19 protein-coding genes and 2 pseudogenes are annotated in these 16,953 nt (G+C 73.5%); 13 read left to right on the forward strand and 8 right to left on the reverse strand.

The annotated features are described in order from the left end of the window. Positions 1–8: 8 nt before the first annotated feature. Positions 9–479 (reverse strand): DUF6232 family protein, encoded by a 471-nt coding sequence (locus IGA62_RS19195; RefSeq protein WP_145819471.1) that lies wholly within the window; start codon positions 477–479, stop codon positions 9–11. Between the two features lie 97 nt (positions 480–576). On the opposite strand from IGA62_RS19195, the gene IGA62_RS19200 reads away from it, so the two are divergent. From IGA62_RS19200 to IGA62_RS19215, 4 genes are all read left to right on the forward strand, one after another. After that, positions 577–1,350 (forward strand): enoyl-CoA hydratase/isomerase family protein, encoded by a 774-nt coding sequence (locus tag IGA62_RS19200; RefSeq protein ID WP_145819470.1) that lies wholly within the window; start codon positions 577–579, stop codon positions 1,348–1,350. Positions 1,351–1,428: 78 nt separating this feature from the next. Next, positions 1,429–3,051 (forward strand): acetolactate synthase, encoded by a 1,623-nt coding sequence (locus IGA62_RS19205; RefSeq protein WP_145819469.1) that lies wholly within the window; start codon positions 1,429–1,431, stop codon positions 3,049–3,051. Positions 3,052–3,174: 123 nt separating this feature from the next. After that, positions 3,175–4,149 (forward strand): ATP-binding cassette domain-containing protein, encoded by a 975-nt coding sequence (locus tag IGA62_RS19210; RefSeq protein ID WP_145819468.1) that lies wholly within the window; start codon positions 3,175–3,177, stop codon positions 4,147–4,149. After that, entirely contained in the window at positions 4,146–4,946 is an 801-nt protein-coding gene (locus IGA62_RS19215) for an ABC transporter permease (protein ID WP_145819467.1), read from the forward strand. The genes IGA62_RS19210 and IGA62_RS19215 overlap by 4 nt, the downstream gene beginning before the upstream one ends. Before the next feature lie 227 nt (positions 4,947–5,173). Here the strand turns inward: IGA62_RS19215 and IGA62_RS19220 are convergent. From IGA62_RS19220 to IGA62_RS19230, 3 genes and pseudogenes are all read right to left on the reverse strand, one after another. Continuing rightward, positions 5,174–5,521 (reverse strand): annotated as a pseudogene (locus IGA62_RS19220) (PLDc N-terminal domain-containing protein); the annotation flags it as partial. A gap of 28 nt (positions 5,522–5,549) precedes the next feature. Then, positions 5,550–5,849, reverse strand: coding sequence for a DUF202 domain-containing protein (locus IGA62_RS19225; protein WP_091458125.1), 300 nt, complete (start codon positions 5,847–5,849; stop codon positions 5,550–5,552). Then, the gene (locus IGA62_RS19230) at positions 5,846–6,199 is read right to left on the reverse strand and encodes a YidH family protein (RefSeq protein WP_377464269.1); all 354 of its coding nucleotides are present in this window, start codon (positions 6,197–6,199) and stop codon (positions 5,846–5,848) included. The genes IGA62_RS19225 and IGA62_RS19230 overlap by 4 nt, the downstream gene beginning before the upstream one ends. A 79-nt stretch (positions 6,200–6,278) precedes the next feature. On the opposite strand from IGA62_RS19230, the gene IGA62_RS19235 reads away from it, so the two are divergent. Together IGA62_RS19235 and IGA62_RS19240 are read left to right on the forward strand one after the other, a co-directional pair. Beyond that, on the forward strand, positions 6,279–7,076 hold the full coding sequence (locus IGA62_RS19235) for a GNAT family N-acetyltransferase (RefSeq protein ID WP_091458129.1): 798 nt from the start codon (positions 6,279–6,281) through the stop codon (positions 7,074–7,076). After that, on the forward strand, positions 7,073–7,486 hold the full coding sequence (locus tag IGA62_RS19240; RefSeq protein WP_145819464.1) for a hypothetical protein: 414 nt from the start codon (positions 7,073–7,075) through the stop codon (positions 7,484–7,486). The genes IGA62_RS19235 and IGA62_RS19240 overlap by 4 nt, the downstream gene beginning before the upstream one ends. Positions 7,487–7,523: 37 nt before the next feature. Here the strand turns inward: IGA62_RS19240 and IGA62_RS19245 are convergent, their stop codons facing one another. After that, positions 7,524–7,715: a hypothetical protein gene (locus tag IGA62_RS19245; RefSeq protein ID WP_145819463.1), complete on the reverse strand. Its 192-nt coding sequence runs from the start codon at positions 7,713–7,715 to the stop codon at positions 7,524–7,526. 218 nt (positions 7,716–7,933) lie between these two features. On the opposite strand from IGA62_RS19245, the gene IGA62_RS19250 reads away from it, so the two are divergent. After that, entirely contained in the window at positions 7,934–8,713 is a 780-nt protein-coding gene (locus IGA62_RS19250) for an electron transfer flavoprotein subunit beta/FixA family protein (protein WP_145819462.1), read from the forward strand. 9 nt (positions 8,714–8,722) lie between these two features. After that, positions 8,723–9,682 carry an electron transfer flavoprotein subunit alpha/FixB family protein gene (locus tag IGA62_RS19255; RefSeq protein ID WP_145819461.1) on the forward strand — a complete coding sequence of 320 codons (960 nt, stop codon included), beginning with the start codon at positions 8,723–8,725 and terminating at the stop codon, positions 9,680–9,682. Positions 9,683–9,783: 101 nt separating this feature from the next. On the opposite strand, the pseudogene IGA62_RS19260 reads toward IGA62_RS19255, so the two are convergent. Beyond that, positions 9,784–9,939 (reverse strand): annotated as a pseudogene (locus IGA62_RS19260) (anti-sigma factor); the annotation flags it as partial. Between the two features lie 95 nt (positions 9,940–10,034). Here IGA62_RS19260 and IGA62_RS19265 point away from each other — a divergent pair. The 5 genes from IGA62_RS19265 to IGA62_RS19285 all read left to right on the forward strand — a co-directional run bounded on the left by IGA62_RS19265 (position 10,035) and on the right by IGA62_RS19285 (position 15,262). Then, the gene (locus IGA62_RS19265) at positions 10,035–11,207 is read left to right on the forward strand and encodes a cysteine desulfurase family protein (protein WP_145819460.1); all 1,173 of its coding nucleotides are present in this window, start codon (positions 10,035–10,037) and stop codon (positions 11,205–11,207) included. Between the two features lie 61 nt (positions 11,208–11,268). Beyond that, a complete protein-coding gene (mnmA, locus tag IGA62_RS19270) occupies positions 11,269–12,342 on the forward strand; it encodes a tRNA 2-thiouridine(34) synthase MnmA (RefSeq protein ID WP_145819459.1) in 1,074 nt (357 codons plus the stop codon). A gap of 245 nt (positions 12,343–12,587) precedes the next feature. Then, positions 12,588–13,592: a uroporphyrinogen decarboxylase/cobalamine-independent methonine synthase family protein gene (locus IGA62_RS19275; protein WP_145819458.1), complete on the forward strand. Its 1,005-nt coding sequence runs from the start codon at positions 12,588–12,590 to the stop codon at positions 13,590–13,592. Between the two features lie 144 nt (positions 13,593–13,736). Then, positions 13,737–14,102: a VOC family protein gene (locus IGA62_RS19280; RefSeq protein WP_145819457.1), complete on the forward strand. Its 366-nt coding sequence runs from the start codon at positions 13,737–13,739 to the stop codon at positions 14,100–14,102. A gap of 158 nt (positions 14,103–14,260) precedes the next feature. Continuing rightward, positions 14,261–15,262, forward strand: a complete 1,002-nt coding sequence (locus tag IGA62_RS19285; protein ID WP_145819456.1) for an ADP-ribosylglycohydrolase family protein — start codon at positions 14,261–14,263, stop codon at positions 15,260–15,262. Positions 15,263–15,428: 166 nt separating this feature from the next. On the opposite strand, the gene IGA62_RS19290 is transcribed toward IGA62_RS19285, so the two are convergent. Together IGA62_RS19290 and IGA62_RS19295 are read right to left on the reverse strand one after the other, a co-directional pair. Then, positions 15,429–16,241, reverse strand: coding sequence for a hypothetical protein (locus tag IGA62_RS19290; protein WP_145819455.1), 813 nt, complete (start codon positions 16,239–16,241; stop codon positions 15,429–15,431). A 121-nt stretch (positions 16,242–16,362) separates the two neighbouring features. After that, a complete protein-coding gene (locus tag IGA62_RS19295) occupies positions 16,363–16,851 on the reverse strand; it encodes a type II toxin-antitoxin system PemK/MazF family toxin (protein WP_091458150.1) in 489 nt (162 codons plus the stop codon). Positions 16,852–16,953: the final 102 nt, after the last annotated feature.

Here is a 16,953-nt window from a genome sequence, read left to right on the forward strand (position 1 = left end):
GACCCGGGTCAACGCGGGCGGACCGGCTGGCCGCGTTCCATCGCCCGTTGCAGGGCCCGGTAGATCTGCCCGAAGCGGAGTGCGTCGGCGGTGCGGACCAGCCGGACCGGCCGGCCCTGCCAGCGGATCCAGATCTCCCACTGCCGGCTGCCCCGGGCGTACGAGCGGTCGAGTTGTTCGAACAGCACGTCGGCGACCGGGCCGACGGCCAGCCCGACCAGCACCGACGCGCCGACGATCGCGATGGTGACGGTCCAGGACCGGTGCAGCCAGATGGCCAGGGCGATGCCGAGGACGGCGGCCACCAGCGGCCCGGCCATCGCCGCGCCGATCACACCCCGGCCGGCGAGCACCCGCCAGGACCGGCTGCCGCGCTGGTGCCAGACCTCGGTGATCTCGGCGAGCGGGAAGCGCTGCCCGTCGACCCGGACGGCGGTCGACGTGACCTGCACCGACCTGTCGTCGTAGAACATGACCATCGCGACTCCCGGTGACGGAGCTGACACCAGACTATCTACCCCAACGACCCGCGCCGTAAGGTTGGCACGCGACTTCGACGAGGAAGTGAGGGCAGCAATGGGCGAGTTCGTTCGGCTGGAGACCAAGGACGGCATCGGCACCATCCGGCTGGACCGGCCGCCGATGAACGCGCTCAACGTCCAGGTCCAGGAGGAGCTGCGCGAGGCCGCGACGGCCGCCGCCGACGACCCCGAGGTCCGCGCCGTCATCGTGTACGGCGGGGAGAAGGTCTTCGCCGCCGGGGCGGACATCAAGGAGATGGCCGACATGTCCTACGTGGACATGAGCGAGCGCTCCGCCCGCCTCTCCAGCGCGCTCACCGCCTTCACCCGTATCCCCAAGCCGGTGGTCGCCGCGATCACCGGTTACGCCCTCGGCGGGGGCTGCGAGCTGGCGCTGGCCTGCGACTGGCGGGTGGTCGCCGAGGACGCCAAGCTCGGCCAGCCGGAGATCAAGCTGGGCATCATCCCCGGCGCCGGTGGCACCCAGCGGCTGGCCCGGCTGGTCGGCCCGGCCCGCGCCAAGGATCTGATCATGTCCGGCCGGATGGTCGACGCCCAGGAGGCGCTGCGGATCGGGCTGGCCGACCGGGTCGTCCCGGCCGCCGACGTCTACCTCGCCGCCGTCGAGCTGGTCCAGCCGTACCTCACCGGTCCGGTGCAGGCGCTGCGGGCGGCGAAGCTCGCCGTCGACGCCGGCCTCGACATGGACCTCAACTCCGGTCTCGCCTGGGAGAGCCAGCTCTTCGCCGGGCTGTTCGCCACCGACGACCGGCGCGAGGGCATGACCGCGTTCGTGGAGAAGCGCAAGCCGAGGTTCACCGGGCGCTGACACGCCGCGCCGAAGCTTCTTCACGTTCAGGTGACCGACCGGTAACCTCGGACCGGCCACGCGACGAGGGGAGCGGCGATGACGGAGCGGATCGAGGGTCACGGCGGGGAGTTGGCGCTTGCGGCGCTGCGCGCGTACGGCGTACGCGAGATGTTCACCCTCTCCGGCGGGCACGTGTTCCCGCTCTACGACGCCGCGCATCGGACCGACTTCCCGGTCTACGACGTGCGGCACGAGCAGACGGCGGTCTTCGCGGCCGAGGCGGTGACCAAGCTCCAGCGCCGCCCCGGCCTCGCCGTGCTCACCGCCGGCCCCGGCGTCACCAACGGCATCTCCGGCCTGACGAGCGCGTTCTTCAACGCCTCGCCGGTGCTGGTGCTCGGCGGCCGGGCCCCGGCCTTCCGCTGGGGCTCCGGCAGCCTCCAGGAGATGGACCACCTCCCGCTGGTCCGCCCGGTCACCAAGCACGCCGAGACGGTCTTCAGCACCGAGGACATCCCTCGGGCGGTCGCCGCCGCGCTGGACGCCGCGCTCACCCCGCACCGCGGGCCGGTCTTCCTCGATTTCCCGCTGGAGGTGGTCTTCTCGGTCGGGGAGGCCGACCAGCCGACGGGAGCGGCGCCCGCCCCGCTGGAGGCCGATCCGGACGAGGTGGCCCGCGCCGCCGAGCTGGTCGCGCAGGCCGAGCGGCCGGTGATCGTCGCGGGGTCGGACGTCTGGTCCGGCGACGCGGTCGACGCGCTGCGGGCGGCGGCCGAGGCGCTCGGCGTGCCGGTCTTCACCAACGGCATGGGGCGCGGCGCGCTCCCGCCGGAGCACCCCCTCGCGTTCGCCAAGGCCCGCAGGGCCGCGCTCTCCGGGGCCGACGTGGTCGTGGTGGTCGGCACCCCGCTGGACTTCCGGCTCAGCTTCGGCGACTTCGGCGACGCGAAGGTGGTGCACGTCGTCGACGCGCCGAGCCAGCGCGCAGGGCATGTCGAGACGGCCGCTTCGCCCGCCGGTGACCTGCGGCTGATCCTCACCGCGTTGGCCGACCACGTCGGCGACCGGGTCGACCACACCGACTGGATCGCGCAGCTGCGCGTCAAGGAGGACGCGGCGAAGGCGCGCGACGCCGAGGAGATGGCCGCCGAGACCGACCCGATCCGTCCGGCGCGGATCTACGGCGAACTGCGCCGGGTGCTCGCCCGGGACGCCATCACCATCGGCGACGGCGGCGACTTCGTCTCGTACGCCGGCCGCTACCTGGAGCCGGCCCAGCCCGGCACCTGGCTCGACCCCGGGCCGTACGGCTGTCTCGGCACCGGCATGGGCTACGCGATGGGGGCCCGGATCACCCACCCGGACCGGCAGGTCTGCGTGCTGATGGGCGACGGCGCGGCGGGCTTCTCGCTGATGGACGTGGAGTCCCTGGTCCGGCAGAAGCTTCCGGTGGTGATGGTGGTCGGCAACAACGGCATCTGGGGCCTGGAGAAGCACCCGATGCGCGCCATGTACGGCTACGACATCGCCGCCGACCTCCAGCCCGAACTCCGCTACGACCAGGTGGTCGCGGCGATGGGCGGAGCCGGCGAGACGGTCACCAAGGCCGCCGACCTGGGTGCCGCCCTGGAGCGGGCCTTCGACGCCGGTGTGCCGTACCTGGTCAACGTGATCACCGACCCGGCCGACTCGTACCCCCGCTCGTCCACCCTCGCCTGACCAGGAAAACCACGGGAAATTCCCCGCCCGTCGTCGTAGGGTCGCCACCACGGGCTGTCCGGAACTGTCACACCCGTCGTCCAGGGTGTTCGGACCACGACGTACGACACGGGGAGTTCATCCATGACCCACGCGATCCGGGCGGAGGGGCTGGTGCGGCGCTTCGGTGCCACCACGGCCCTGGCCGGAGTCGACCTCGAGGTCCCGAGCGGGACGGTCTTCGGCCTGCTCGGGCCCAACGGGGCCGGTAAGACCACCACGGTCCGGGTGCTCGCCACCCTGCTCCGGGCCGACGAGGGGCACGCCACCGTCGGCGGGTACGACGTCGTCCGCGACGCCCACCGGGTCCGGCAGCTCATCGGCCTCACCGGGCAGTACGCCTCGGTCGACGAGACCCTGACCGGGGTGGAGAACCTGGTGTTGATCGGCCGGCTGCTCGGGTTGCGCCGCCCCGACGCGCGGGCCCGCGCCCGGGAACTGCTCGCCGACTTCCACCTGACCGACGCGGCCGACCGACCCGCCAAGACCTACTCCGGCGGTATGCGTCGCCGCCTCGACCTGGCCGCCAGTTTGGTCGGCCGGCCGCAGGTGCTCTTCCTCGACGAGCCGACCACCGGGCTCGACCCGCGCAGCCGCAACGAGCTGTGGGACATCGTCCGCGGCCTGGTCGCCGACGGGGTGACCGTGCTGCTCACCACGCAGTACCTCGAAGAGGCCGACCAGTTGGCCAGCGAGATCGCCGTGGTCGACCACGGCCGGGTGATCGCCCAGGGCACCCCGGAGGAACTGAAGACCAGGACCGGCGGACAGACCCTGGCCGTCCGTCCGGAGCGGGCGGCCGACCTGCCGACCGTGCTCGCGGTGGCCGGCCAGGTCACCGGGCTCACCCCCGAGGTGGCCCAGAGCACGGTCACCGTTGCGGTGAACGACGACTCGGTCCTGCCGGCCGTGGTGCGCCGCCTCGACGAGGCCGGGATCGCCGTCGCCGAGCTGGCGCTGCGCGGTTCCACCCTCGACGAGGTCTTCCTCACCCTGACCGGTCAGCGGGCCGAACCGGGGCGGACCGAAGAAGCCGAGCTGAAGGGCGCGCTGGTATGACCGCCGTCACCGTACCCGCCCCGGCCCGCCGGCTGAGCCCGCTCGCCGGACTGTCGCACACGTTCACCCTGGCCTGGCGGAGCCTGGTGCAGATCAAGCACAACCCGCTGGAGCTGGCCGACCTGAGCATCCAGCCGGTGATGTTCGTGCTGCTCTTCACCTACGTCTTCGGCGGGGCGATCTCCGGCTCCCCGGGTGAGTACCTCACCTTCGCGCTTCCCGGGATCATCGTGCAGAACGCCTTCTTCGCCACCATGACCACCGGTTTCGGGCTCAACCACGATCTCACCAAGGGTGTCTTCGACCGGCTCCGGTCGCTGCCGATCGCCCGCTGGGCACCGTTGGCCGGACGGATCCTCGCCGACACGGTCAAGCAGGCCTGGTCGGTCTCGCTGCTGATCGCAGTCGGCGCGATCCTCGGCTTCCGGCTCCAGAACGGCGTCCTCGGCCTGATCGGGGCGCTCGCCCTGCTGCTGGCCTTCTCCCTGGCCGCCGCGTGGGTGTCGGTGCTGGTCGGAGTGCTGGTCAGCGAACCGGACAAGGTACAGGTCTTCGGCTTCATGGTGATCTTCCCGTTGACCTTCACCAGCAACGCGTTCGTGCCGACGGAGACCATGCCCGGCTGGTTGCAGGCCTGGGTGGAGGTCAACCCGGTCACCGTGCTCGCCGACGCGCTGCGTGGGCTGCTGGTGTCCGGACCGGTACTCGCGCCGGTGGTGCAGTCGGTGATCTGGGGGGTCGCCATCGCGGCGGTCTTCGCTCCGCTCGCCGTCCGGGCGCTCCGCCGCCGCGTCTGAGGCCACCGCCCGGACCCGACCGGGGGCGGTCAGATGGTCTGGTCCGGATCGGTGTGCCGGTCCGGGGTGTCCGCCCGGTCGGGGCTGCGCGGGTCGCCGGCAGGACCGGGCGTACGGGGGTTGCGCGGGTCGCCGGCAGGACCGGGCGTGCGCGGCTCGGGCTGGTTCGCGGCGGGCCCGGGCGTGCGCGGCTCGGGCCGGTCCGCGGCGGGCCCGGGGTCGCGCTCGCGGCGCAGGTCCCGCTCGCGGCGCTGGAGGTCGTCCTCCCAGCGGCGGAACAGCTCCTCGTCCTGTCGCCGCGTCGGGTCCGCGATCGACCTGAGGAAGTCGGGGTCGTCGTCCGGAGCCGCCGGGGCCCGCCGGGGCGCGGGACGTGGCCCGGCGCGGGTGGGCGCGGGTCGGCCGGCGAGGAACCAGGCGACCGGGCCGAGCAGGGGCACGAGCAGGAGCACCGGCACCCAGACGACGCGGGGCATCGCGCGGACCTGGTGCTTCTCGGCGGAGAGGCAGTCGATCAGGGCGAGCGCGGCGAGGACCACCTGAGCCGCGACGAGGAGGAGGAAGACCCGGACCATTCACCAATCATGACGCACTCTCCGCAGGTCACCACAGCGTCCGCAGCACGAGCAGGGCGCCGAGCAGCGCGTACCCGGTGGCGGCCAGGGCGGCCAGCGGGACGGGGGGCCCGCCGGTGGGTGCCGGGCCGGTGCCGGAGCCCCGCCGCCAGCACAGCACCAGCGCGGCGCCCCAGGTGAGCAGCGCGAGCGCGGCGGCCAGCGTGCCGGCCACGCCGCCGTCCACGGCCAGCCGGACGGCGAGCACGGTGACCACGGTGACCGCCAGCGCGGTCCGCCGCCAGGCGAGACGGGTCCGCTCGGGTTGCAGCCCCGGGTCGACGGTCATCCGTTGCCGACCGCCCGAGCCAGGACGGCCACCACCAGCAGGGCCGCGCCGAGCCCGACCACCAGCGCGAGCACGGCCGGGAACCGGGAGGCGGGCAGGTCCTCGCCGAGCCGGATCGCCCGTTCGGTACGCGCCCAGTGGTCCACCGCCCGGATGGCCACCGTGCCGCCGAGCAGCAGCAGCGCGATCGCGATCACCTCGCGCAGGTGGGCGAGGGGCAGCGGGGGCAGGAACTGGGCGGCGGCGAGCCCACCGGCGATCAGCGCCAGCCCGGTCCGCAGCCAGGCCAGGAAGGTGCGTTCGTTGGCCAGGGAGAAGCGGTAGTCCGGGCGGGTGCCGACCGTCCGCATCTCCTGCGGGTCGAACCACCGCCTGATCGCCTGCCACACATCGCCATTATCGGTTCGACCCCGCACGTAGCCTGGACCGATGAGCGATCTTGACGCGACGATCCTGCGGACGGCGTACGACCGGCAGTTGCGGCCGGACGTCCCGGACCCGGTGCCGGACGGGGTGACCGTGGAGCGGGACGGTCCGCTCGTGCGGATCCTCGGCCTGGACCACCGGGGCTTCCTGACGTACCGGGACCTGGGCGGGCTGACCGGGGCGGACCTGGACGCGCTGATCGTCCGGCAGCGGGAGCTGTTCCGCCAGCGGGGTGAGGCGGTCGAGTGGAAGCTGTACGGCCACGACGAGCCGGCGGACCTGGCCGACCGGCTGCGCGCGGCCGGGTTCGTCCCGGAGGAGCCGGAGACCGTGGTGGTCGGCCCGGTCGCGCCGCTCGCGGCGGCGGTCCCGGTGCTTCCCGGGGACGTCCGCCTGCGCGAGGTCACCGACCGGGCCGACCTGGAGCGGATCGCCGCGATGGAGGAGCAGGTCTGGGGTGACGACCGCGGCCACCTGGTCGACGGGCTGGCCCGGGAGATCGCCACAGACCCGCAGTCGATCACCGTGGTGGTGGCCGAGGCGGAGGGGACGGTGGTCAGTGCCGGCTGGGTCCGCTACGTCGCGGGCACCGGGTTCGCCACCCTCTGGGGCGGCTCGACCCTGCCGGCGTGGCGTCGGCGCGGCGTCTACCGGGCGCTGGTGACCCATCGGGCCCGGCTGGCGGCCCAGCGCGACCGCACGCTGCTCCAGGTGGACGCCTCGCCGGAGAGCCGGCCGATCCTGGAGCGGCTCGGCTTCGTCCCGGTCACCACGACGACCCCGTACGTCTACACTCCGTGATCATGGACCAGTCGCTGACGGCCGAGGAGAAACTGACGCTGAAGACCGGCGCGTTCGGCGCCGTCCTCCTGGTGTCGAACGCCGACCCGGGGTTGCTCGCCCTGGTCCGGGAGAGCTTCGCCGCGTCGGGGGTGATCGCCGGTGCCAGCGGGACGGTGCGGGACGCCCTCACCTCCGGCCCGCTGCCGCGGCTGCCCGAGGGGTCGTCCGGGCAGGTGGAGCAGGCCGCGCTGGCAGCCCTGGGGCGGGCGATGACGATCCTGCGGGAGAAGGTGCCGGGCGAGGTGGCCGCGTACCGCTCGGTGGTGCTGACCGCCGCGGACCGGGCCGCTCGGGCACACCGGGGGGTCGACCCGGCCGAGCAGGTGGCGATCGGTCGGATCAGGGCGGTGCTGGACGAGGCGGACTGAACGGCCGACGGGCCTGGTCGGCCCCGGCCGGGACCGGTCAGGCGCGGGCGGGAGCGAGCCGGATCGGCGCCCAGAGCGCCCGGACGGCGAGCCGTACGCAGCGTTCCCGCAGGCGGCCGCAGGCGCACCGGTAGGACGTCGGGGGAACGCGGCGGCACGGCCGGTCGGGTGGCGTGCCCGGATCGACCGGCCTGACCTGCGGCGACACCGTACCCTCCTGCCCTGACATGTCGTGATACCTCCCGATTCACGACTCTAGCGGGTTGGTCGGCTTTCGGTGAGCTGTGTCACGCTGAGTCCGCCAAAGCGTGATGCTACTGGCAGGTAACATTGCCGGCGTGGGTAACTGCACAGCAGCCCGCGGTTGACCGGCGTCAACGAAAAGCGCGAGGCTGCGCCCGGGACAGGGCGAGCAAAGCCATCACACAGGAGGGTCGTCGAAGCGCGATGAACATCGTCGTACTCGTCAAGCAGGTGCCCGATTCGGGCGCGGACCGCAACCTGCGCAGTGACGACAACACCGTCGACCGTGGTTCGGCGAACAACGTGATCAACGAGATGGACGAGTACGCCATCGAGGAGGCGCTGAAGATCAAGGAGGCGCACGGTGGCGAGGTCACCATCCTGACCATGGGTCCGGACCGGGCGACCGAGTCGATCCGCAAGGCGCTCTCCATGGGCCCCGACAAGGCCGTCCACGTGGTGGACGACGCGCTGCACGGCTCCTGCGCGGTGGCCACCTCGAAGGTCCTCGCCGCAGCCCTCGGCACGCTCAACGCCGACCTGGTCATCTGCGGGGCCGAGTCGACCGACGGGCGGGTCCAGGTGCTGCCGCACATGCTCGCCGAGCGGCTCGGCGTCGCCGCGCTGACCGGGGCGCGGAAGCTGACCGTCGACGGCCAGACGCTCACCGTCGAGCGGCAGACCGAGGAGGGCTACGAGGTGGTCACCGCCTCGACCCCGGCCGTGGTCTCCGTCTGGGACACCATCAACGAGCCGCGCTACCCGTCCTTCAAGGGCATCATGGCGGCGAAGAAGAAGCCCGTGCAGACGCTCTCCCTGGCCGACCTGGGCGTCGCGCCGAGCGAGGTCGGCTTCGACGGCGCGACCAGCGCCGTGCTGGAGCACAGCAAGCGCCCGCCGCGCTCCGGCGGTGAGAAGGTCATCGACGAGGGCTCCGGCGGCGTGCAGCTGGTCGAGTTCCTCGCCACCGAGAAGTTCGTGTGAGGGGTCAGGATGTCTGAGGTTCTCGTCGTCGTCGAAGCCACCCGTGAGTTCGGCGTCAAGAAGGTCACCCTCGAGATGCTCACCCTCGCCCGCGAGCTCGGTACCCCCGCCGCGGTGGTGCTCGGTGGCCCCGGCGCGGCCGAGGCGCTCGGCGCCAAGCTGGGCGAGTACGGCGCGGAGAAGATCTACGCCGCCGAGAGCGAGGAGATCGACGGCTACCTGGTGGCTCCGAAGGCCACTGTCCTGGCCGAGCTGGTCACCCGGGTCCAGCCCGCGGCCGTGCTGCTCGCCTCGGCCCAGGAGGGCAAGGAGATCGCCGCCCGCCTCGCGGTCAAGCTGGACAACGGCATCCTGACCGACGTGGTGGGCCTCGCCGCCGACGGCACCGCCACCCAGGTCGCCTTCGCCGGCTCCACCATCGTCAAGTCCAAGGTCACCAAGGGCCTGCCGCTGGTCACCCTCCGGCCGAACTCGGTCAACCCCGCCCCGGCCCCGGCCACCCCGACGGTCGAGCAGCTCACCGTCACCGTGGGCGACACCGACCGACTGGCGAAGGTGGTCGACCGGGTCGCCGAGCAGAAGGGCTCCCGCCCCGAGCTGACCGAGGCCTCGGTCGTCGTCTCCGGCGGTCGCGGGGTCGGCAACGCCGACAACTTCAAGCTGGTCGAGGAGCTGGCCGACCTGCTGGGCGGCGCGGTCGGCGCGTCCCGGGCAGCGGTCGACTCCGGCTACTACCCGCACCAGTTCCAGGTCGGGCAGACCGGCAAGACCGTCTCCCCGCAGCTCTACGTCGCGCTCGGCATCTCCGGCGCGATCCAGCACCGGGCCGGCATGCAGACCTCGAAGACCATCGTCGCGGTGAACAAGGACGCCGAGGCGCCGATCTTCGAGCTGGCCGACTTCGGTGTGGTGGGCGACCTGTTCAAGATCGTCCCGCAGGCCGCCGAGGAGATCCGCAAGCGCAAGTGACCCGACCGTCACGCACCCCGGCCGCGGAACCTGACAGGTTCCGCGGCCGGCTGTCGTACGGGAGCTGATCGGCGGGCCGGGGAGCTGAGCCGGCCCGCCGATCAGCTCGTCAAGGAGCCCCTCAACAGGCTGTCGCCGGAGTGGGCGGTGTTGTTGTCGTACCGCTCGGCGGAGACGTCGACCACGGAGTACCGGTCAAGGTCGACGTCAGGGGGCAACGGTAGCAGCGCGTCGGTGCCCTCGCCGAGCACGCCGACCGGGAGGGTCCCACGATTCCCGGATCGATCGGCCGGAGCCGGTGACATCCCTCCGCGCCGGGGTGGGGGCGGGGCGGCGGATAGGCTGAACCGCGATGACATACCTGGATCACGCGGCGACGACCCCGATGCTCGACGAGGCACTGGAGGCGTACGTCGCGACCGCTCGCGACGTCGGCAACGCGTCGTCACTGCACGCGGCCGGGCGACGTGCCCGTCGCCGGGTGGAGGAGTCCCGGGAGCGGGTGGCCGCCGCCCTGGGCGCCCGTCCGTCCGAAGTGATCTTCACCGGTGGGGGCACCGAGAGCGACAACCTCGCGGTCAAGGGGATCTTCTGGTCCCGGCGGGGCGCCGGACGGGACCGGGTCGTCTCCAGCGCGGTCGAGCACCACGCCGTGCTCGACGCGGTGGACTGGCTCTGCGCACACGAGGGCGCCGGGGTGGGCTGGCTGGCGGTGGACGAGGCCGGTCGGCTCAGCCCGGACGGCCTGGGCACCGAACTGGCCGCGCACGGCGACCGGGTGGCCCTGGTGACGGCGATGTGGGCCAACAACGAGGTCGGCACCGTCCAACCGATCGCCGAACTGGCCGCGGTCGCCGCCGAGCACGGGGTGCCGTTCCACACCGACGCCGTCCAGGCCGTCGGGCAGGTCCCGGTCGACTTCGCCGCCAGCGGCGTCGCCGCGCTGACCGTCACCGGGCACAAGCTCGGCGGCCCGACCGGGGTGGGCGCGCTGCTGCTCGGCCGGGACGTCGTGGCCACCCCGCTGCTGCACGGCGGCGGCCAGGAGCGCGACGTCCGCTCCGGCACGCTGGACACCGCCGGGATCGCCGCCTTCGCCGTCGCGGTCGAGAGCGCGGTGAAGAACCAGCAGGCGTACGCCGCGCGGGTTGCCGCGCTCCGCGACGACCTGGTCGAGCGGGTCCGACACGCGGTGCCCGAGGTGGTCTACAACGGCGACCCGACCGACCGGCTCCCGGGCAACGCGCACTTCTCCTTCCCCGGCTGCGAGGGGGACGCGCTGCTGCTGCTCCTGGACGCCCAGGGCATCGCCTGCTCCACCGGGTCGGCGTGCTCGGCGGGGGTGGCCCAGCCCTCGCACGTGCTGCTGGCCATGGGCGCCGACAACGACCGGGCCCGCTCCTCGTTGCGTTTCTCGCTCGGCCACACCTCCACCAGTGCCGACGTGGACGCCCTGATCGCCGCGCTCCCCGCCGCCGTGGAACGGGCCCGCCGGGCCGGGGCCATCCGCTCCGCCCGCTCCTGAATCGCGGTGCGGGTCGACCCCGGGCGGGGGCTACCCTCGACGGGATGAAGGGAGTGTGCCGGTGAGGGTCTTGGCAGCGATGTCCGGCGGGGTCGACTCGGCGGTCGCCGCCGCGCGGGCGGTGGAGGCGGGACACGACGTCACCGGCGTGCACCTGGCGCTGGCCCGCAACCCGCAGACCTATCGGACCGGGGCGCGTGGCTGCTGCACCCTGGAGGACTCCCGCGACGCCCGGCGTGCCGCCGACGTGCTCGGCATCCCGTTCTACGTCTGGGACATGGCCGACCGGTTCCACGCCGACGTCGTCGACGACTTCGTCGCCGAGTACGCGGCGGGGCGTACCCCGAATCCGTGCCTGCGCTGCAACGAGAAGATCAAGTTCGCCGCGGTGCTGGACCGGGCCGTCGCCCTCGGCTTCGAGGCCGTGGTCACCGGCCACCACGCCCGGCTCGGCCCGGACGGCCTGCTGCGCCGCAGCGTCGACGTCGCCAAGGACCAGTCGTACGTGCTGGCCGTGCTCACCCGCGAGCAGCTCGACCGGTCGCTGTTCCCGCTCGGCGACTCGACCAAGGCGCAGGTGCGGGCGGAGGCCGCCCGACGCGGGCTGGCCGTGGCCGACAAGCCGGACTCGCACGACATCTGCTTCATCGCCGACGGTGACACCCGGGGGTTCCTGGCCGAGCGGCTGGGCGAGACCCCCGGCGACGTGGTCGACGCGCTCACCGGCGCGGTCGTGGGCAGCCACACCGGCGCGTACGCGTACACCGTGGGGCAGCGGCGGGGGCTGCACCTGGACCGCCCCGCCCCGGACGGCCGCCCCCGGTACGTGCTCTCCATCACCCCGAAGACCAACACCGTCACCGTCGGGCCGGGCGAGGCCCTGGAGGTCACCGACGTCCGCGCCGAGCGTCCGGTCTGGACCGGTGGACCCCGCCCCGACCACCCGGTCGAGTGCGAGGTGCAGCTGCGCGCCCACGGTGACGTGGTGCCGGCCACCGTCACCGTCGACGCCCACGGCCTGCGTGCCGCGCTGCGCCGCCCGGTACGCGGGGTCGCCGCCGGTCAGGCGATCGTGGCGTACCGGCCCGACCCGGCCGGCGACGTGGTGCTCGGCTCCGCGACCATCACCAGCTGAGCCCGGCCAGCACGACCACCTCCGGCTGAGCCGACAAGCGCGACCACCTCCCGCTGCGGCGGCGGAAGGGCGTCGCCGCCCGGGTGAGGTGGTAGCAGGGGTCCCCTGTTACCGCTTTTTGTCGAGCAAGGGCCCCCTGCAACCACCGCCGCGCCGCTTCCCGCCCGTCGGCGGGCAACCACCGCCGCGCCGCTTCCCGCCCGTCGGCGGGGCAGCCGGCGTGCCGGCCGGTTAACCTGTCGACCGTGACTGATCAGGTGTGGCCCTGGCCCCGTGGCGCGGCGACCGGCGTCGGTTCCCTACCGGGAACGGACGTGGCCGAGGCGCAGCGCATCGTCCTCGGCGAGCTGCCGGCCCTGCCCCACCTGCCCGAGTTGCCCGCCCGTGGCCCCGGCGCCGACCTGATCGGCCGTAGCGCCGGACTCCTGGTCGAACTGCCGGTCGAGCTGTACGCGGCCCGCTGGCGGATCGCCCCACGCCCCGGTCGGGACGTGCGTCGCGCCCGCGACCTGATGGAACGCGACCTCGACCAGCTCGCCGAGCAGGCCGAGGAGTACACCGGCCCGGTCAAGGTGCAGGTGGCCGGCCCGCTCACCCTGGCCGCCGGGCTGGAACTGCCGATCGGCGGTCGCATGCTGCGTGACCCGGGCGCGGTCCGGGACCTCACCGGCTCGCTCGCCGAGGGGCTGCGCGGGCACGTCGAGGCGGTCGCCCGCCGGGTGCCCCGGGCGACGGTGCTGCTCCAGGTCGACGAGCCGTCGCTACCAGCCGTACTGGCCGGTCGGATCCCCACCGAGAGCGGGCTCGGCGCGTACCGCGCCATGGAGACCGAGGTCGCCCGGACCGCGCTGCGTACCGTGGTCGAAGCGGCCGGGGTGCCCACCATCGTGCACTGCTGCGCACCGGACGTGCCGCTGGAACTGCTCCGCTCCACCGGCGCGGTCGCCGTGGCGTTGGATCTCGCCCAGGTCATCGACCTCGACCCGCTGGGCGAGGCGATCGACGCCGGGTTGGGGCTGCTGGCCGGGGCCGCCCCGGCGCTGCCGCCGCCGGCCGGTCGCGCGCCGACCTCCGCCCAGGTGGCCGACCAGGTACGCCAGCTCTGGGACCGGCTCGGCTTCCCCCGTGCCCGGCTGCCCGAGCAGGTGGTGGTCACCCCGGCCTGCGGCCTGGCCGGGGCAACTCCCCGGTACGTGCGGGAGGTGCTCACCGCCTGCCGCGACGCCGGCCGGCGACTCGCCGAGGAGTGAGCGCCGGTCGCCGGAGTCGCGGACGGGCAGGTGACCGGTGCCGGCTCGTGGACGGAGCAGGTGACCGGCCTCCGGGTCGCGGTGCCGGGCGGCGGATCGCCGGATGACAGGTTTCCCGTCGTACCCGGTGGGCAGCAAGAGGCCATGATTGGACAGCTACGTTCCGTGGTGATCGACTGCCCCGACCCGCGTGCCCTGGCGGCCTTCTACGGCGAACTGCTGGGCCTGTCGATCGCCGAGGAGGAGACCGACGACGACTGGGTGGTGCTCGGCGGCCCACCCGGGCAGCATCCTCGGATCGCCTTCCAGATGGCCCCCGACCTGCGTCCGCCGAACTGGCCCGACCCGGAGCGCCCCCAGCAGTTCCATCTGGACGTGCAGGTGGACGATGTGGACGCGGCCGAGCAGCGGGTGCTCGCACTCGGGGCGCGACGGCTGCCCGGGGAGGGCGACGGTTTCCGGGTCTACGCCGATCCGGCCGGCCACCCGTTCTGTCTCGTCTTCGAGTGATGCGTGGTAGCAGGGGTCCCCTGTTACCGCTTTTTGTGTAGCAGGGGACCCCTGCAACCACCCGGCGCAACCAGGCGCGAGCGCCCAGCCGCCCGCCCGAGAGGGCGCCGTGGGCGGGCGGCTGGGCGTGGTTGCGGGAGGCGGGCAGGATAGGAGCCATGATCCAGTCTTCGGTACGGCGTTCCTCCGGTTCGTTCTTCGGCCTCGCGTACGGGGACGCCCTGGGCGCACCGACCGAGTTCCTGACCGTCGACGAGATCGTCCGCCGGTACGGCCAGGGCGGTCCCCGGGAACTCGTCGGTGACCCCGCCCCGGTCACCGACGACACCCAGATGGCCCTGGCGGTCGCCTGGGCGCTGCGGGAGGCCCCGGCGCTGACGCCGGAGGCGGTCGAGCCGCTGCTCCGGCAGCGCTTCGTCGCCTGGTCGGTGAGCCCGGAGAACAACCGCGCCCCCGGCATGACCTGCCTGCGCGCCTGTGGGGAACTGGCCCGGGGAGTGCGCTGGCAGGCGGCGACCCAGGCCGGCTCGAAGGGGTGCGGGGCGAACATGCGGGTCACCCCGGTCGGTCTGCTCGACGTCGACCTGGACACCCTCGCCGGACTGGCCCAGCTCCAGGCCGGCCTGACCCACGGCCACCCGACCGGTCTGGCCGCCAGCGAGCTGACCGCGTACGCCGTCCGGGTGCTGCGTGACGGGGTGACCCTGCCCGAACTACCCGGCCTGCTCGTCGGGCACGCCCGGCGGCAACGCCGGGTCTACCGGCACGGGTGGCTGGGCGACCTCTGGCAGCAGCCCGGCGTCAGCGACCCGGTCGACTTCATCGCCCGGGGCTGGGACGAGTGCCTGGCCGTGCTCGCGCGGCTGACCGCGGCGCTGGCCCGCCCCGACGACGGCGGCGACCCGTGCCGGGAGACCGGGGAGGGTTGGGTGGCCGAGGAGGCCCTGGCCACCGCCCTGCTCTGCGCCGTCCGGCACGCCGACGACCCGGTCGGTGCGCTGGCCCGTGGCGCGACCACCGCCGGTGACTCGGACTCGATCGCCGCGCTGGCCGGCGCGTTCGTCGGTGCCGCCCACGGCATGGCCGCCTGGCCCGCCGACTGGGCCTTCCGCATCGAGTACGCCGACCAGCTCCGCGCCCTCTCCGCCCCGCTCGACTGACCCTCCCACCTCATCCCCACGGCCCGCCGAGCCCTCATCCCACGGCCCGCCCAGCCCTCATCCCACGGCCCGCCCAGCTCTCCTCCCACGGCCCGCCCAGCGCGTTGATCGAGAGGTCCGCCTCAGCGTCGGCGCGCAGGGCGCCACACGGAAGGGCGGGAGGGGATCACGCGCTGCGCGGGAAGTCCTTACGCTTGATCTTGGCGCGGCGGCCGTCCGGGTGGTGGAACACGATGCCCTCAGCGAGGTGACCGGGGGCGAACCGGCTCTCCAACCCGGCCAGGTACTCCCGCAGCCCGGTGTAGCTGCGCGGCGCGTCCGGCAGGGCGGGCGCGTGCAGGTTGAACGGCACGCAGGTGTGCTCCGCCAGCCCCAGCGGGTTGCCCTGAACGCGGGGGCCGAGCGTCTCGCAGGGGTGCTCGCCGTCGGGCCAGTCCGACACGTCGGTGTTGCGGGCGGCGACCAGGATCCACTTGTCCTCCGGGCTGTGGTCGTCGGTGTCGACGTACCACCCGTCGACGATGCCCTGCTGCTTCTGCGCCCTGCTGGGGTTGCGACGCTTCTCCACCCGCACGAGATGTCCGGAGCGGACGGTGAGCCGCACGTTGGTGCCGTCGAGCTTCTCGGTGGGAGTTCCCTCGCCGTTGAACACCCAGGCGCACTCAGGCCGCGGGCGGTCGACGACCTGGAAGTGGTCGTCGCGTTCGAACAGGGTGGGGATCTTCTCCATGACCTGCATTCCCTTCCTGACGTGCCCGATCAGCTCTTCGGCGGTGATGAGCCCGCCGGCCAGGCCACTGGCCAACGCCCGCACCAGATCGGCCACGGCCACATCGGCCTCGACGGCGACGTGCTTGAGCGCCTTCTTCTCCTCCGGCGAGATCCAGGCGACCAGCCGCGACCAGCCCTCCGGTGGAGTCCACCGAGCCAGCTGACCGGGCGTCTTGCGGGGCCGTCCGGGGCGTCGCACCTCGTCCATGCCGGGAACCGTAGGGGCGTGGATAGTGTTGTGTCAATTGGCATAACAGAAATGGCGGCACGGGGAGGATGTCCCAGGACGCCAGGGGTGATCCAGGAAGCTGGGGACCGGTCGGGACCCCTCAGAGGTGGGGTTGGAGGCGGCGCCAGAGCGCGGGGTCGCAGGTGCCGGCGCGGTCGCGGAAGGCACCGGCGTCGACCCGGAGCGTCGTACCGAGGTCGAGGAAGCTGTCGTGGTCGGCGTCGGCGTCCCAGCTGCGGGTGGGGATGCGTACGTGGTCGTCGCGGTCGCTCTTGTCCTGGCTGGTGATCTTGAGCACGTCCGCGCCCCGGCGGTCGGCGCGCAGCACCAGGCAGGGCCGTACCTTCGAGCCGGTGCCGTCGGCGTACGGCACGTCCGCCCACCAGATCTCACCTGGTCGGGGCGTACGCGTGGTGGTCCGCCGGTCGCGCGGACGCGGCGGCGCGGTCGACCGGCCGGTACGGCGCGGCGGCCGGGTCCGACCCGCCGGGCGCGACGGTGGGGCGGGCCGGTGCCGCCAACTGCTCCACGCCCAGCCGGCGGCGACCGCCAGCAGGACCGCCACCGTCCAGGGCAGCCACTCCGGCATGCGTACCCCGCTTCTCTGTCGGCCCGGACCCGTGCCGGGCGAACAGCCGATTGTCCCACCCGCCCGATACGGTGCCTCAGGTAGCGTGATCAGCGAGGTCGC

Origin of the sequence: Micromonospora sagamiensis (genome assembly GCF_014680085.1) — a bacterium.
Lineage (GTDB): Bacteria > Actinomycetota > Actinomycetes > Mycobacteriales > Micromonosporaceae > Micromonospora > Micromonospora inyonensis.